The organism is Metabacillus herbersteinensis (genome assembly GCF_042433335.1).
Taxonomy (GTDB): domain Bacteria; phylum Bacillota; class Bacilli; order Bacillales; family Bacillaceae; genus Metabacillus; species Metabacillus herbersteinensis.
This window is the reverse complement of sequence record NZ_JBHLVO010000004.1, coordinates 212,954-229,586: the sequence shown is the minus strand read 5'-3', so window position 1 is coordinate 229,586 and position 16,633 is coordinate 212,954. Positions and strand designations below refer to the sequence as shown.

14 protein-coding genes are annotated in these 16,633 nt (G+C 37.0%); 1 reads left to right on the top strand and 13 read right to left on the bottom strand.

Translation table 11 applies throughout. The features are described from left to right. Position 1 precedes the first annotated feature (1 nt). Entirely contained in the window at positions 2-1,390 is a 1,389-nt protein-coding gene (locus ACFFIX_RS07985; protein ID WP_378932302.1) for an amino acid permease, read from the top strand. A 276-nt stretch (positions 1,391-1,666) separates the two neighbouring features. On the opposite strand, the gene ACFFIX_RS07980 is transcribed toward ACFFIX_RS07985, so the two are convergent. The 13 genes from ACFFIX_RS07980 to recA form a co-directional block, all read right to left on the bottom strand. Continuing rightward, complete coding sequence (locus ACFFIX_RS07980; protein ID WP_378932300.1) at positions 1,667-2,275, bottom strand: hypothetical protein; 609 nt, start codon at positions 2,273-2,275, stop codon at positions 1,667-1,669. 96 nt (positions 2,276-2,371) lie between these two features. Beyond that, positions 2,372-2,797: a GtrA family protein gene (locus ACFFIX_RS07975; protein WP_378932299.1), complete on the bottom strand. Its 426-nt coding sequence runs from the start codon at positions 2,795-2,797 to the stop codon at positions 2,372-2,374. Continuing rightward, positions 2,760-3,794 carry a glycosyltransferase family 2 protein gene (locus ACFFIX_RS07970; RefSeq protein WP_378932298.1) on the bottom strand — a complete coding sequence of 345 codons (1,035 nt, stop codon included), beginning with the start codon at positions 3,792-3,794 and terminating at the stop codon, positions 2,760-2,762. The genes ACFFIX_RS07975 and ACFFIX_RS07970 overlap by 38 nt, the downstream gene beginning before the upstream one ends. Before the next feature lie 17 nt (positions 3,795-3,811). Then, positions 3,812-5,488: a DUF6044 family protein gene (locus ACFFIX_RS07965; RefSeq protein ID WP_378932297.1), complete on the bottom strand. Its 1,677-nt coding sequence runs from the start codon at positions 5,486-5,488 to the stop codon at positions 3,812-3,814. A gap of 151 nt (positions 5,489-5,639) precedes the next feature. Further along, positions 5,640-6,815 carry a glycine C-acetyltransferase gene (locus tag ACFFIX_RS07960; RefSeq protein WP_378932296.1) on the bottom strand — a complete coding sequence of 392 codons (1,176 nt, stop codon included), beginning with the start codon at positions 6,813-6,815 and terminating at the stop codon, positions 5,640-5,642. A gap of 19 nt (positions 6,816-6,834) precedes the next feature. Further along, positions 6,835-7,875: an L-threonine 3-dehydrogenase gene (gene tdh, locus ACFFIX_RS07955; protein WP_378932295.1), complete on the bottom strand. Its 1,041-nt coding sequence runs from the start codon at positions 7,873-7,875 to the stop codon at positions 6,835-6,837. 171 nt (positions 7,876-8,046) lie between these two features. Further along, positions 8,047-8,913, bottom strand: a complete 867-nt coding sequence (locus ACFFIX_RS07950; protein WP_378932294.1) for a 2-oxoacid:ferredoxin oxidoreductase subunit beta — start codon at positions 8,911-8,913, stop codon at positions 8,047-8,049. Beyond that, positions 8,914-10,653: a 2-oxoacid:acceptor oxidoreductase subunit alpha gene (locus ACFFIX_RS07945; RefSeq protein ID WP_378932292.1), complete on the bottom strand. Its 1,740-nt coding sequence runs from the start codon at positions 10,651-10,653 to the stop codon at positions 8,914-8,916. Positions 10,654-10,897: 244 nt separating this feature from the next. Beyond that, entirely contained in the window at positions 10,898-11,839 is a 942-nt protein-coding gene (locus ACFFIX_RS07940; RefSeq protein ID WP_378932435.1) for a dipeptidase, read from the bottom strand. Between the two features lie 99 nt (positions 11,840-11,938). Further along, entirely contained in the window at positions 11,939-12,199 is a 261-nt protein-coding gene (gene spoVS / locus ACFFIX_RS07935; protein WP_378932290.1) for a stage V sporulation protein SpoVS, read from the bottom strand. A 202-nt stretch (positions 12,200-12,401) separates the two neighbouring features. After that, positions 12,402-13,196, bottom strand: coding sequence for a 2',3'-cyclic-nucleotide 2'-phosphodiesterase (gene ymdB, locus ACFFIX_RS07930; protein ID WP_378932288.1), 795 nt, complete (start codon positions 13,194-13,196; stop codon positions 12,402-12,404). A gap of 263 nt (positions 13,197-13,459) precedes the next feature. Further along, positions 13,460-15,019: a ribonuclease Y gene (gene rny / locus ACFFIX_RS07925; protein ID WP_378932287.1), complete on the bottom strand. Its 1,560-nt coding sequence runs from the start codon at positions 15,017-15,019 to the stop codon at positions 13,460-13,462. A gap of 341 nt (positions 15,020-15,360) precedes the next feature. Beyond that, positions 15,361-16,401 (bottom strand): recombinase RecA, encoded by a 1,041-nt coding sequence (recA, locus tag ACFFIX_RS07920; RefSeq protein WP_378932285.1) that lies wholly within the window; start codon positions 16,399-16,401, stop codon positions 15,361-15,363. Between the last annotated feature and the right edge of the window lie 232 nt (positions 16,402-16,633).

The window sequence follows — 16,633 nt, the reverse complement described above, 5'->3', positions numbered from 1 at the left end:
TATGAGTAAAGTGAACTGTAGTCCTGGTGGTTCTGGTCAAGAATCGAACAGTAGTTCAAGTGAAGGGAATTTAAAGTGGTGGCAGCTATCCTTGATGGGTATCGGCTGTACCATTGGAACGGGGTATTTTTTAGGATCCAGTATTGGAGTAGCAATCACAGGTCCTTCAATCGTCTTTTCATTTATCTTAGCAGCTATCGGTACATATATTGTCTTTAATGTTTTAGCAAAAATGACGGCTGAGTATCCACAAAAAGGCTCGTTTTACTATTATGCTAAAAAAGCTTATGGAAATTGGGCTGGTTTTAGTTGCGGCTGGAATTATTGGTGTTCAAATATATTGATTATGGGTAGTCAGCTAACAGCACTATCCATTCTTTCACGGTTTTGGTTTCAAAATGTGCCTTTATGGCTTTTTGCTGCTGGATACGCAATTGTTTCTATATTAGTGGTTTTAACAGGTACGAACGGGTTTGACAAAATTGAAGATATTCTTGCTGTTATAAAATTTGCAGCGATTGTGATGTTTATTATTCTTGCTATAGCCGCCATTTTTGGTTTGTTTCACGTTGATGCTAAGCAATTGTCATTTCCTAATAAAACAACTGAACTTTTCCCTGAGGGATTTAAAGGATTTTGGTCATCCCTTATTTATGCTTTTTATGCTTATGGAGGAATTGAAGTAATTGGGCTTATGGCGATGCAACTTAAGAAAAAAGAAGATGCGCCTAAGGCTGGGAGTATAATGTTGCTTGCATTAGCTATTGTTTATGTCGTTTCACTCGGACTAGCCGTAACGATGGTTTCAATTGATTCTTTTCATGAAAAAGAAAGTCCCTTTGTTACCGCTTTAGCAGACTACAAGCTCGCTTTTTTCCCTCATGTGTTTAATGGGGCAATAATAATCGCTGGTTTTTCAACAATGACAGCTTCATTGTTTGGAGTGACCAATTTGCTGGTTACTTTAGCAGAAGACGGAGATGCTCCTTCTTTGTTCGCAAAAAAGATAAAAAAACTAAAAAGCTTACCATTACCATCTCTTGGACTAGGAGCAGTTGGCTTGTTAGTTTCAATTATTACAGCACTACTTTTACCAGACAAAACGTATGAGTATATCACAACAGCAGCAGGTATTTTGCTTCTATACAACTGGTTCTTTATCATCATTTCCTCGTTTAAAATTTTAAAATTAAAGTTCATGGGGAAATTTTTTGCATGTGTAGGTTTATTATTAATTTTTAGTGCAGTTAGTGGAACTTTATTAGAGAAATCCATACGTCCTGGTTTCTATGTAAGCTTGTTGTTCGTAGGGATTATTGGATTTGTCGCTGTTATCATGAGTAAATTTAAAAAGAAAAAGAACGATAAAAGTCAATCGGGTTTAGCCTAAGATCTATAATTAACTGATGACATAGTGGGGCTAGGAGTCTGTCCGACGGAATGAAATAGATGAATTTTTATTCAAAACTCTCAATTTTATACGCTATTACAACCGAATTATGAGTTGTGTTGGATAAATATTAACAAAAATCGTTTCACCGGACAGACTCCTAGGCGCTGGTGCTGGATTCAGAAACGCATAGTAAGTCTAAAATTATATAAATTCTGGTGATAATCTAAAAAAAGGGTGTTGATTTATTAAAATCAACACCCTTTTTAAACACTCTTATTCATAGCTAGCTAAGTCTGTCAAAGATTCCATATGACTAGCAATCATCGCAATGATCGTGCTCGCTTCTTCTCTTGAGAAGATGAGGCTATTTTCGTCCTTAATAATTTCATTTTCTTCGGTTGTAAGTCGGCTAATTCTTCTTAATACACCATCACCTGTATCCTTTAATATTCCAAACTGATAGGTGATTTCAACTTCATCTTTATAAGCGACTGCCGTTACTTCTGGTGTTTCCCATTCCACTTCAATTTCCTCAAAAAATTCTTCTGCTGTAACGTCCATTTCTTCTTCATTTAAATAGTCATGTAAATGATCATGTATAGTGTCGATGATTTCTTCTATATCGGGAAGCATAAGCCTTGAGAGTTGCCCTACTTCATAATCAAAAGTTTCAACATAGAATTCCTCATTCTTTGGATCAAATGAAAGTGTACTGAAATATTCCCGCTCTTCCATGTTCTCCATTTCAAGGAAAAAATCAATTCTAGGGTGTTTTGACGCTCTGTCAATCGACATATTACCAGATTGGTCATATTTCTCACAAATTGATGTAAGATGGTCTTGAAGCTCGGCACTAATTCTATCAAACCACAGCATAGACATATGAGATCCTTCCCTTCAACGTTTCTCTTATTCACATTTATTTTCCCTCTTTTCTCACATCCTATCCTCAAAAATCATAAAATAGGCGGGAGCTCTTCATCTAGGAAAAATAATATATTTTTGACCTAGATAGTTTAAGATTGTGTAGATCCCTGAACCCACAATTACAGCCAAATTCTTTTCATCTAAGCCTATATAATAGATATGAGAGTAGATCAAACTAGCAATTAATTCACCACTAGAAAATGAACAAATATAACAAAAACAAATTAAAAGGATAAAGCTGAAAAACACTTTATGAATTGCGGCTTTGCTATGAAACGTAACCAACCGATTTAGAAAAAAACTTACTAAACCACCGACCACTATTCCAACTAAAGTCGAAATCCAATACGAGCACCCAAAGACATTCATTAAGAGAAAAACAGTAAATAGTCCAATCAATGTGTTTACGATACCTACTACTAAAAACATAAGAAACGTTTTAGTTGGTTTCAGGTAGTTTACGAATATCCAAGTCATAATAATCATCATTTTTCCCTATGAAGTCCTTTTCTAATGTATGTGATAAATTAAACATGTCAATATCAACGATAAATTTGGGTCGATGCTTCGACTCTAAATAGGTCTTTCCTATGTATTCACCAATTAAGCCTATTGCCATTAACTGTAATCCACCTATTAACCAAATTGACGTAATAAGAGATGTCCAACCTAACTCAGTTGTACCTAAAAATTTGAGTGAAAGAAAATAAATTCCAAATAACCCACTTACGAAAAAAAATAAAGATCCTATTAATAAAACAAAACGGATTGGAGTAATCGAAAAAGAAGTAATCCCGTCAAAAGCAAAGGCTAGCATTTTTTTTAGTGGATACTTTGTTTCACCTGCTAATCTTTCCTTCCGGTCGTAATACACAAAAGTTGAATGGAAGCCTATTAGGGGAACAATTCCTCGTAGAAACAGATTCACTTCTTCAAACCTCTCAAGTTCTTGAATTGCCCGTTTACTCATTAACCTGAAATCAGCATGATTAAAAACAAGATTAACACCCATTTTTCTCATTAACTTATAAAAACCTTGTGCCGTGCATCTTTTAAAAACAGTATCTGTTTCACGTTTTTTCCTCACTCCATAAACAACATCATACCCAGTTCGGAATTTTTCGATAAGGTTGCGGATCACAGCAATGTCGTCTTGTAGGTCAGCATCAATCGACACCACACAGTCAGAAGCATCCTTTGCAGCTAAAAGTCCAGCTAAAAGAGCGTTCTGATGTCCAACATTTTTAGAGAGTCTTAAACCTTTCGTCGTTTCCTTTGTTAAACTTTCTTTATAGATTATTTTCCATGTTTGATCTTTGCTTCCATCGTCAACATAAAGAATTTTACTAGCATTCGAAATTAAGCGTTCGGAAATCAGTTCGATTGTTAATTTATGAAGTTGTGAAATTGTTTCTTTTATGACTTCTTCTTCGTTATAACAGGGTACTACGATTGTTAAAACAGGTTCATTCATCAAAGATCCCTCCACTTTCACATTGCCTTGTATAAATAAATTTCCCATGCTGCTTCGTTTGATTCAAAAATCCCTTCTAGAACTAATCGATTTTCACTGGCGTTATCGATAGGCACAGCAGAAAAGATATACTGACCACCCAGCTCTTTAAATGGTTCAATATTAAGTTGAAGGTTTTCCAAATGTTTTTTTGAAGTTTTCTTAAACATATAATGTTTGCCAATCTCACTCGAAAAAATGTAACACCGTCCACCCCACTCATCAAAATAGGTTTTAATTGTCTTATTTTTAGCAAGTTCCTTCTCGATAATTTTACGAAATGCGTATTTGTAGTGAAGAGGATAAAAGTTATTGTATGTATCCAGAGTATAAAACCCATTGTACTGGGCAACAGCAGGATGAATTCCGATACTTGCAACCCGATAATCTTTTAGAGGTAAATTTATGTATTCCTTAATTTCTTTAAACAATTCTTCCGCATAAAATTCTTTTACAGAAGGTTTATTTTGATAAACGAACTCGTCATTAAATGCTCCAAGCAGAAGAAGCTGTGCAATAATAAATATAAGGACGAGCGATTTGAACTTTTCGTATTGATCCCATATTATTTTTAATCCAAGCGCAAAACCTAGATAAATTAGTAGGGGCCTAAGAAAATGAAAACGAGCAAAATTAAACGTATCTAGAAAATGGAATCTCTCTGTAAGTGGTACCCATCCTTTATAAAACCAAAATGCATACCATAGTGAAAGAGAGAAGTTTAAAGCAAGCACTGTAATGAAGAGTTTCTCTCGAAACCATAATCGTTTACTTATAATTAAATAGACTGCAAATAGCAAAACCGGTAAAATAAATAACCCATGAACTGTCATAACATGTGTATGTCCCAAGATAAAATTCTTAAATGTTAATCGAATAACCCTCCATAATGATAATCTTGCGTGAAAATAATCATCCCGACTATTCGCTATATTGGAGAAAAGAAAGGAATGGACAAGTCTATATTCGACAAGCATAAAAAGAAGTGTCATATAAATAATTGACAAAAGAAATCGGATGTTTAGACTTTTATATTTAATAAGATCCACTAACCAAAAAACACCGACAGCCACGATAAAAAAGAAAAACCCTAAAACAAAACTTGAATAGAGAGGTAGCAAAGTAAGAACCAAGTAATTCTTCCACGATTTTTTTCCATTTCTTATATTTAGAAATGCCCATAGAGCCAAAGGCATCCCCAAAGTGCTAAGCATACCAGAGGGCCAAAAAGGAGTAAGTGCAAATGCTAAGGATACACCAACCCTAATAATTGCGTATTTTCTATCTTGGATAAAGTGTCCGTTTAACAGGAGATACATGCCAATAAAGGCAACAAACCTCGCAATTGTTTGACTCAAACCATATGCAATCATAGTGGGAAACAAAGCATATAACCAAACAATCACACTGTATTCTGTTCCAAGTGCGTTTCGCGGTAACCCGTTTATAATTTGAGGTATCGTAGAATCAACATCCCCGAAGATTTCGCCGCTTTCAGCTAGAACTTTGTACCACGTTAAATTCGAGTCTAAATTATCATGTACCCGAATGTGGGCATTGTCACCTAAAAGAAATAGAGGTGAGAGATATATGATTATGATAAGAATTGCCCCGATAATCAATTTAGACTCCTGTTCACTTTTTTTAAAAATCAACCAATACACCTCATTTATTAAACAGGATGAGTATTTATAATGTTTACCACTTATTGAAGATTATTCCTACTACTTTGGATTTTCCTATTAATAGTCATTAAAAAGGACGTAAAAAAAGAACACTGTTATTTAACAGTGTTCTCAATGTAAATTAGATAATTGACAATTCTTTTCCGGCTTTTTCAAAAATATCTAATGCCTCTTGAAGTTCTTCCTTCGTATGTTGAGCTGTAACGATTGTACGCACACGTGCTTGGCCTTTTGCTACAGTTGGGAATGCAATTCCTTGAGCAAATACACCATACTGTAAGAGCTTATCTGAAAACTGATGTGCAAGAGCGTCATCACTCACAATAACAGGCGTTATAGGCGTCTCACTTACTCCTGTATTAAATCCAAGCTCAGCTAACCCTTTTTTAAAGAATTTAGCATTATCCCACAGTGTATCAATTAATTCAGGTTCTTCTAGTAATACATCAATCGCTTCAATGCATGCAGCTGTAACTGCTGGTGGATGTGAAGTACTAAAAAGAAATGGTCTACCTTTATGGATTAGATAATCAATGAGTGTACGAGTACTCGCTACATATCCGCCTAGTACTCCAATTGCTTTACTTAAAGTACCTACTTGAATATGAACTCGTCCGTCTAAACCGAAATGATTGACAGTTCCTCGGCCGTTTTCGCCTAGAACACCTGAAGCATGGGCATCGTCAACCATTATGAGAGCATCGTATTCTTCAGCAAGCTCTACGATTTCAGGAAGTGGTGCAATGTTTCCATCCATCGAGAACACACCATCCGTGACAATAATTCTAACTCGGAATTCTTGAGACTCTTTTAAGGCTCTTTCTAAATCTTTCATATCAACGTGATTATAAACTTTTCTGGCAGCTTTTGTTAGACGAATTCCATCAATAATTGATGCATGATTTAACGCATCAGAGATTACCACATCTTCTTTTGTTAATATTGAAGAAAGTACACCTTGGTTCGTTGTGAAACCTGATTGAAATACAAGAGCTGCTTCAGTATGCTTAAATGTTGCAAGCTTTTGCTCTAGCTCATTGTGCATGCTGAATGTTCCTGCAATCGTTCGTACTGAACCTGTACCAGCACCAAATTTTTCAACTGCTTCAAGAGCTGCCTTTCGTAATCTGGGGTGTGAGGTTAAGCCTAAGTAGTTGTTTGATGACAATTGAATGACTTCTTTTCCGTTAATGACTACTTTTGAGCCTTGTTCTGATTCAATTGGTATTAACTTACGAAACGTACCTTGTTCTTTCATTTCATCTAATTCTGTTTGTAGATAGTCAAAACCCTTCATTTATGTGCCTCCTAATCATTTATGGATGTAATACTACTTTACCACATGTACCTTTTATCATAAGATCAAATCCCTTTTCAAACTCTTCTAAAGTAAAATGGTGAGTGATCAATGGTTTTACATCCACTTGACCAGACTTTAATAATCTTGATACCTGTTGCCATGTTTCATACATTTTTCTACCTGTAATCCCTTGAACCGTAATTCCTTTAAACACGATATCATTTGTTACATCAAGTTCAACAGGTCTAACGGGCAAGCTCAAAATAGATACCCGCCCCCCGTTTGTTACCATTTTAAAGCCTTGATTCATTGCGATTGGATGACCGGACATTTCACATACCACATCTACGCCATTGCCTTCCGTTAATTCTAGTGCAACTTGCAACGGGTCCTCATTTTTAGAATTTACAACAGTGGTTGCACCCATTTGTTTTGCCAGGTCAAGACGGTAATCATTTAAATCAAAAGCAAGTACTTGAGATGCTCCAGCAGCTTTAGCAACCCCAACTGCCATAATGCCGATCGGTCCACAGCCGATAACTGCTACAATTTTACCAGCCACGTCTCCAGATAGTACAGTGTGAACAGCATTTCCCATTGGTTCTTGAATGGATGCCACATCAAATGGCATATCCTTAGGGTTTTTCCATAGATTTGTAGCGGGTAGAGCTACATATTCTGCAAAACAACCATCTGTGTCGACACCAATAATTTTTGTGTTTTTACAAATATGAAACTGCCCTGTTAAACATTGTGGACATTCACCGCAAACTAAATGTGTTTCAGCAGATACAAAATCACCTATTTCAACATTTGTGACCTTAGAGCCGATTTGCACAACTTCTCCTGCAAATTCATGACCAAATACATACGGAGGATTAACTCGACTTTGTGACCATTCATCCCACGTATAGATATGAACATCTGTGCCGCATATTGATGTTGCTTTTACTTTTATTAAAGCCTCATTTTCTTTAATCTGAGGAATATTTACCATTTGAAGTTCAGCACCAAAGCCTTTGTGATGCTTGACTATCGCTTTCATTTTTCCGTTCAAGATGAACACTCCCTTTAGTAATAAATCCATGTTCTATAATGATATTATCACTCAATAATACTTTAGTAAAGATCACAGTCCACACACAATGGACAATTGAACATAGAGGGAGAAAAACGTAAAATTTTTATAAAAAAAGAGACTGTCGATAAACGACAAGTCTCGTGTAAATTACATAAACTCTGCTACTAATTGTTTAAACTTATCCTCATCCATTGTTAACTCGGCTTTTGATAATGGTTCTTCACTGTAGGTTTGAATACTTTCTTGATAGGATTTTTGCTCTTTGTTTTGATAGATCAGACCTGTGACTAGGCCTTTGTTTTCCATTAGTGTTTGCATAGCCACTGCTTTATTAGAAGGATCATACCCTTCAATGTCACTTAATTTCGTTAGGTTTTCTTTAAACCAATCATACGTATTGACTTTATTGTATGTTACACAAGGACTAAATACGTTTATGAACGAGAACCCTTTATGGTTAATCCCCGCTTCAATTATTGAAGTCAAATCCTTTAAATCTGTTGAAAAACTTTGTGCAACAAATGTTCCACCTGCAGTTAAAGCCATTTCCATTACAGATAGTGCCGATTCAATCGAGCCCAATGGAGTACTTTTTGTTTTAAAGCCAGCATCACTTCGCGGTGATGTTTGACCTTTTGTTAATCCATAGATTTGGTTGTCCATTACGATATAAGTAATATCGATGTTTCGACGAATTGCATGAATGGTGTGACCCAATCCTATTGCAAAACCGTCTCCATCTCCACCAGAAGCAATTACAGTTAAGTCTCTATTCGACATCTTCACACCTTGTGCAATTGGTAGAGAGCGCCCATGGATACCGTGGAATCCGTAAGAGTTAATATAGCCTGAAATTCGTCCAGAACACCCAATTCCAGAAACGACTGCAAGATTATCTGGTTGCAAGCCAACATTTGCAGCTGCACGCTGGATGGCAGCTTGTACAGAAAAGTCTCCACAACCAGGACACCAGTTAGGTTTTACGTTATTACGAAAATCTTTAAACGTCGACATTTATAACAACTCCTTGCATTTCGTATGAATTTCATGAGGCAAGAAAGGGTTTCCGTCATATTTTAGAAGGGAAGATACCTTGTCTGCGTGCCCTACGTTCATTTTTAGAATATTGGCAAGTTGTCCAGTTGCATTGTTTTCTACAACTACAACCTTTTTGGCTGCTTGAACGAGTGGTAACATCTCTTGCGACGGGAACGGATGAAGAAGACGTATATGCGCATGATTAACAGAGATACCATCATTTTCAAGTCGATCCATCGCTTCTTCAATCGTACCTCTTGTTGAATTAAAACCAACTAAAAGCAGATCAGGATTTTCATGTTTTGTATCGGTATGAACAGGTGTTTTAAACTTAATGTTCATTAACTTTCTTAAACGTTTGTCCATTTGTGCTTTACGGTTTCCAGCGGCTTCCGAAGGTTTCCCTGATTCATCATGTTCAACACCCGTCATATGGTGTATTCCATTTTTCATACCAGGTACAACTCGAGGGGATACTCCATCCTCTGTAATCTCATAACGCTTAAAGTACTCTTTATTTTCCAACTCAGCTAAGTTAGACTCTTCCATTAATTTACCACGGCGAATTTCAATTTTACTATAGTCAAGCGGTTCAACTGTTTGCTTCCCGAGAGAAAGCTGCAAATCTGTTAATATGATAACAGGACACTGATATTCCTCAGCAATATTGAATGCTTCAATCGTATCGTAGAATGCTTCTTGAACTGTACTAGGGGCCATTACAACCTTTGGAATTTCACCATGTGTTCCATAGATCATTGCCATTAAATCAGATTGTTCCTGCTTTGTTGGTAAGCCAGTACTTGGGCCTCCACGTTGAGTATCAACAATAACAAGAGGAGTTTCTGTAATCCCGGAAAGCCCGATTGCTTCCATCATTAACGATAATCCAGGTCCAGCGGATGCAGTAAACGTTCGCGTCCCTGCATAGTTCGCTCCAATCGCCATTGTACAAGCAGCAATCTCATCTTCTGTTTGAATAACAGCTCCACCAAACTCAGGAAGTTTGTCAATTAAGTATTCCATGATCTCAGATGCAGGCGTTATTGGATATGCTGCCATAAATCGAAGTCCGCCTGCTAGTGCACCAAGTGCAATGGCGTCATTCCCAATCATAAACATACGTTTTTGTTCATCTGCTTTTTCTAAAAATAAGTCTTCGCGATTAAATCCGAGTTCTTCTTTTATGTATTCTGCACCCTTTTTAATCGCTTCCATATTCTTTTCAACAATTTGCTGTCCCTTACGACCATAAATTTCATTTACTACTTCATGGTATTGGCTCGGATCTAAATCAAGGATCGCACTCGTTGTTCCAATTGCAACCATATTTTTCATCAACGATGTTCCGAGCTCTGCTGCAAGTTCAGTAAATGGAACAGAGTATAGTGTTACATTCGTATCATTGGGAATTGTTGGCTTAAATTTAGAATCTGCGATAACGATTCCGCCATCTCGCAATTCAGCAAAGTTTACATCGATAGTTTCTTGGTCAAAAGCTACTAAAATATCAAGATCATCTGAAATTGAACGTACTTGTGTAGTACTTACCCGAATTTTGTTATTGGTGTGCCCACCTTTGATTCGAGACGAAAAATGGCGATAACCGTATAAATAATAACCTAATCTGTTTAGTGCGATGGAGAATACTTCACCGGTACTTTCAATACCTTCTCCTTGTTGGCCGCCAACTTTCCAAGAAAGCTGATTAATCATGTTCCTTACACCCCTTTAGATATGTACATTTGTTTATATATTTTTAGGATAAATACGAATATGTTACACATTCACAAGTAATCCACGATGAATTTAATAAATCAAAGTGGCTAAGTTGGAATTGTACTAAACGTTTATAATTTTAGACCTATAAGAAGAAAAAAACAAGAGTTTTAAGGTAACTTTTAGTGATTTATTGATAATATTTCTATTTATTTAAAATTTTCAACTAAATTATCTTTTACTAATAAGAAATGTGTTCAGCAAAGTTTCTAAACGTGAACTTATCTACTAAATCTTTTGGATAATATTGGTGCATTGTGTTAATTAAGGTCATGTAAGATGAATAATTAGATAGTCCAGTAATTGTCTCATCAATTCCATCAAAATCTGATCCAAAACCAACACTATTTACACCACCAAGTGAGCAAACATAATCTAAATGGTTTATCACGTCTTTTATTGAGCAACTACTAGCTTGACTAGTAAAAAAAGGTACAAATGTGATTCCAATCATTCCATTCTTGTGTATGAGAGCTTTTATTTGTTCGTCTCTTAAATTACGAACATGAGGACAAAGCTTATACGCGTTAGAATGAGAGGCAATCGGAAAGTTAGCAATCTCAATCGCCTCCCAAAAACTTCTTTCGCTTGCATGTGATAGGTCTATCCATAATCGCTTTCCATTTAACCAGTGAATAACATTTCGACCGAAGTTGGTGATTCCTCCATTTCGCTCTTCTTTTGCACCATCTGCAACTAGATTTGCATAGTTCCAAGTAAGTCCCACTGAACGAACACCTAAGCGGTGAAAGATCTCCAATGTTTCTAGGTCATCTCCAATTGCGTCACAACCTTCGAGGGTAAGGATAGCTCCTATCTCCCCTTCTTTTAACGAAAGTAAATCAGCACCTGTTAAAATCAGTTTAATTTGGTCATATTCTTCTAGAACTTTTTTATAGAAGATGTTAATCTGGGCCAATGCTACATCCTTGCGTCTAGAAAAAGGAACCTCCTCTGGAACGAATAGTGCAAAACACTGTACTTTGGCATGAGTGTTTATTAGTTGTTGTATTGAAATTTGCAAGGTAGAATCATTGAATGCATGAATGGTAGGATCTCCCCACAATTTATAAAGCAAATCACAATGCGCATCGAAAATTCTCAGGGACTCCCCCTCCTTCATTCGAGTTTCTCTTCTTATGTTTGTTTCGATCATTATAGATTTCGAGGTTTTAAAAAAATAACCTGTTTGCACATTTGGCAAACAGGTCGAAGCCTTTATTTAACGAGGTTCGACAATTAGTTTAATTGCCGTTCGCTCTTCACCATCAATTAGGATATCTGTAAAAGCAGGGATGCAAATTAAATCTACCCCACTTGGTGCGACAAAACCACGCGCAATCGCTACTGCTTTAACAGCTTGATTTAACGCCCCTGCTCCTATCGCTTGTATTTCGGCATGTCCACGTTCTCTGAGCACTCCAGCTAATGCACCCGCAACAGAATTCGGACTAGACTTTGCTGAGACTTTTAATATATCCATTTCTACTTCCCCCTTGTTTTTACAATGAATACTTGAGAGTTCATTAGAACAATCATTAGTAGATTTTATTCAAAAAAGCTCCCCTTTTTCTTCTTTTTTGAACTTGGTTAGCTAATCATTCCATTGATACTATATTCACTAGGGGGTCGTAGTATTCCTGCTTGCGCACATGTTTTTCCTAAAAATTCTAACTATAATACACTTACTCAAAAAACATATGATCGTCGTTAATTAACACTCTTTCAATTTTTTTAGCATTGCCTGTTTTCTCATCTATTTCAACAACTACTCCATTTAATTGTGTTCGACCATTTGCCACTTCAAATCGGATTGGTAAGTTCGTTTTAAACCTCTTTATAATAAGATCACGATCAACGCCTAGTATGCCATCATACGGCCCAGTCATGCCAACATCTGTTATGTATGCAGTACCCTGCTCTAAAATCCGATTGTCAGCTGTCTGTGTATGTGTATGAGTTCCAACGACTGCTGAAACTCTACCATCTAAGTACCAGCCCATTGCTTGCTTTTCACTAGTTGCTTCTGCATGAAAATCGACAAAAATCAGCGATGTTCGCTTTCTTGCTTCCTCAATTAGCTCATCAGCCTTCCCGAAAGGACAGTCTGATGGTTGTAAGAAGACACGACCCTGTAGGTTAATCACGGCTACTTCTTTCCCTGCTACTCGGACATAAACAATTCCCTTCCCTGGATTGTTTTCAGGAAAATTAGCAGGTCGAATCAGCTTGTTGGCACGATCGATAAAATCAAAAATCTCCTTATTATCCCAGGTATGATTACCCATTGTAATCACGTGTGCACCTGACTCAATAAATTGGTGATAAACCTTTTCACTAATTCCTTTGCCATTTGTGGAATTTTCACCATTGATAATGATTAGATTCGGCTTATATTTTGTTTTAAGCTTTGGCAAGTATTCTTTCACCATGTCTCGCCCTGGGGAACCATACACATCTCCGACAAACAATATTTTCATTTTTATAGTCCTCTCTATATTCAACCTTTTACAGTAACATTGTAGCTTACTTTTTGTTTTACGTAAAAAAGCGCAAGCGTCTTGGTCAGACTTATGACCTCGAGGCAGTCAAAAGCGCGACGTCCTGTCGCATTGACTGCACTAGCACGTCCTGTTCGTCGGGGCTAGGCGCTGGCGCTGGATTCAGAAACGCGGAATCAGTATCAAGTTTTATGCTTTCTTATATGTTAAAAAAAGAAAGTGGTGCAAAAGGCTGCACCACTTTACTTCGCATATTCAACTGCACGTGTTTCACGTATAACAGTTACTTTTATGTGTCCTGGATAATCAAGTTCTTCTTCGATTCGTTTTCGGATATCACGCGCTAATCTGTGTGCTTCTAAGTCGTCAATCGCATCTGGCTTCACCATAATACGAACTTCACGTCCTGCTTGGATCGCAAATGATTTTTCAACACCCTCATAAGACTCTGAAATTTCTTCAAGCTTCTCAAGTCTTCGGATGTAGTTTTCAAGTGTTTCACTTCGCGCACCCGGTCTAGCTGCTGATAATGCATCCGCTGCTGCAACAATTACTGCAATGACTGATGTCGGCTCTGTATCTCCATGATGTGAGGCAATACTATTAATAACAACTGGATGCTCTTTGTATTTTGTTGCTAGCTCAACGCCAATTTCAACGTGGCTACCCTCGACTTCATGATCAATAGCTTTACCGATATCATGCAATAGTCCTGCGCGTTTTGCTAACGTTATATCTTCACCAAGTTCTGCTGCCATTAGACCAGCTAAGTATGCAACTTCTGTAGAGTGTTTTAAAACGTTTTGACCATAACTTGTTCTGAATTTTAATCGTCCCAAGATTTTTATTAAATCAGGATGTAAACCATGAGCTCCTACTTCGAATGTAGTTTGCTCACCTACTTCTCTGATGTATTCATCCACTTCACGACGAGATTTCTCTACCATCTCTTCGATACGTGCAGGATGGATACGACCGTCCTGAACTAGCTTTTCTAACGCGATTCTTGCCGTTTCTCTACGAATTGGATCAAAACCGGATAAGATAACAGCTTCAGGCGTATCATCAATGATGAGATCAATACCAGTTAATGTTTCTAAAGTTCGAATGTTACGTCCTTCACGACCAATAATACGGCCTTTCATCTCATCGTTCGGAAGGTTTACAACTGAAACGGTTGTTTCTGCAACGTGATCTGCTGCACAACGTTGAATCGCAAGCGAAAGAATTTCTTTAGCCTTCTTGTCCGATTCTTCCTTTGCACGGTTCTCGCTTTCTTTTACCATGATAGCGATATCATGTGAAAGTTCATTTTCAACTTTATCAAGAATAATATGTTTCGCTTCATCTCGAGTTAAGCTAGAAATGCGTTCAAGTTCTGTTTGCTGTCTACGTACAATCTCGTCCACTTTGCTTTCCATGTCTTCAATATGCTGTTGTCTTTCATTCAGAGAATCTTCTTTTTTCTCTAGGACAATTTCGCGTTTGTTTAGCGATTCATCTTTGCGATCAAGATTCTCTTCCTTTTGTAATAAACGATTTTCTTGTTTTTGAAGCTCATTTCGTCGTTCACGGATTTCCTGCTCAGCTTCCGTTCGAAGCTTATGAATTTCATCCTTCGCTTCGAGAAGCGCTTCTTTTTTCGTTGCTTCAGCATCGCGCCTTGCATCTTCAAGAATTTGTTCAGCTGCACTTTTTGCACCTGCAATTTTCGCTTCTGCAATGGATTTACGAACAAAATAGCCAACAACTGCACCGACGATTAGGCCAAGCAAAATGGAGATGATAGTAATAGGTTCCATCATTACACCTCCTCTTGCTATGAACTTGTTTCTTGCTAGATTAAAGTGTCGGCATGTACATTGTTCAATTAAGTTTTCAACATACAAGCTCAGGAGCTTAGGTTTTTATGTTGATACTTGTCGATTCAAAATACGTTTTAAAAACGACCTAGCTTAAAAATACCAACATCTTGCTTTCAAAGTGCTTCAATATCATTCTACAAAAAAGTAAAATATACATCCTAATTGTAAATCTGTGAAAATTTCTTGTCAAGCCCGGTAGGTAAAGGATTCTCAGCTATTCCAAAATTTATCTCAAACACGGTGTTTAATAAAATAGAAAAGAGGCGTAAATACGCCTCTTAATCCTCTAATAAACTCAATTCTTTTTCCTCATCTTCACTAGCTAGGTGGTCTTTATCTAATCCGTAATGTTTACGAATTTTCTCGTGAATTTCTTGTCGAATTGCAGGATTTTCTTTAAGGAAGATTTTTGCATTTTCTCGACCTTGCCCTAAACGTTCTTCATTATAGGAATACCATGACCCACTTTTTAAAACGATGTCGAGATCCGTTCCTAAATCGACAATTTCACCTTCTTTTGAAATTCCTTCACCATACATAATGTCTACTTCTGCAACTTTAAATGGTGGTGCAACTTTATTTTTTACCACTTTAATTTTAGTCTTGTTACCGACCATATCGTTACCCTGTTTTAACGTTTCTGCGCGACGAACTTCTAAACGTACAGAAGAATAGAATTTTAATGCACGGCCTCCAGGAGTAACTTCTGGATTACCAAACATTACGCCAACCTTTTCACGAATTTGGTTAATAAAGATTGCAATGATATTAGATTTACTGATTGCACCAGATAATTTACGTAATGCTTGAGACATTAAACGTGCTTGAAGACCTACGTGTGCATCTCCCATCTCACCTTCAATTTCAGCTTTTGGTACAAGAGCTGCTACTGAGTCAATAACTAAAATATCAACTGCGCCACTTCGTACAAGCGCTTCAGCAATTTCAAGTGCTTGCTCACCCGTATCTGGTTGAGACAGAAGAAGTTCATCAATATTGACGCCTAGCTTTTGCGCATAATCAGGGTCCAAAGCATGCTCTGCATCAATAAATGCTGCTTGTCCACCTCTTTGTTGCACTTCTGCAATTGCGTGCAATGCAACAGTCGTTTTACCAGAGCTTTCTGGTCCGTAGATTTCTATTATTCTACCACGTGGATACCCACCAACACCTAATGCTGCATCTAATGCGAGAGAACCACTTGGGAATGTTGAAATTCTACGATCTGTTTGTTCTCCTAGTTTCATAATAGAACCTTTACCGAACTGTTTCTCTATTTGTTTTAACGCCATATCTAAGGCTGCTTTACGATCACTCAAGTGTGTTTCCTCCTTTAATTTCTAACTATAACTAATATAACGCTTTTTTCAGCTTTTGCCAAGTAAAAATCGAACGTTTATTCGTTTTTTTAACAGGAAAAGTTTATGAAAATTTAATAATCTCCTAGAAGAAAAAGTAGTTTTGTAGTCTAAATAGGTAGTAAAAAATTAATTTTAAGTTTCGACTATAAATCTTTTTAAAAAAGCGCAAGGCCTTGGTCAGCCTTAGGCA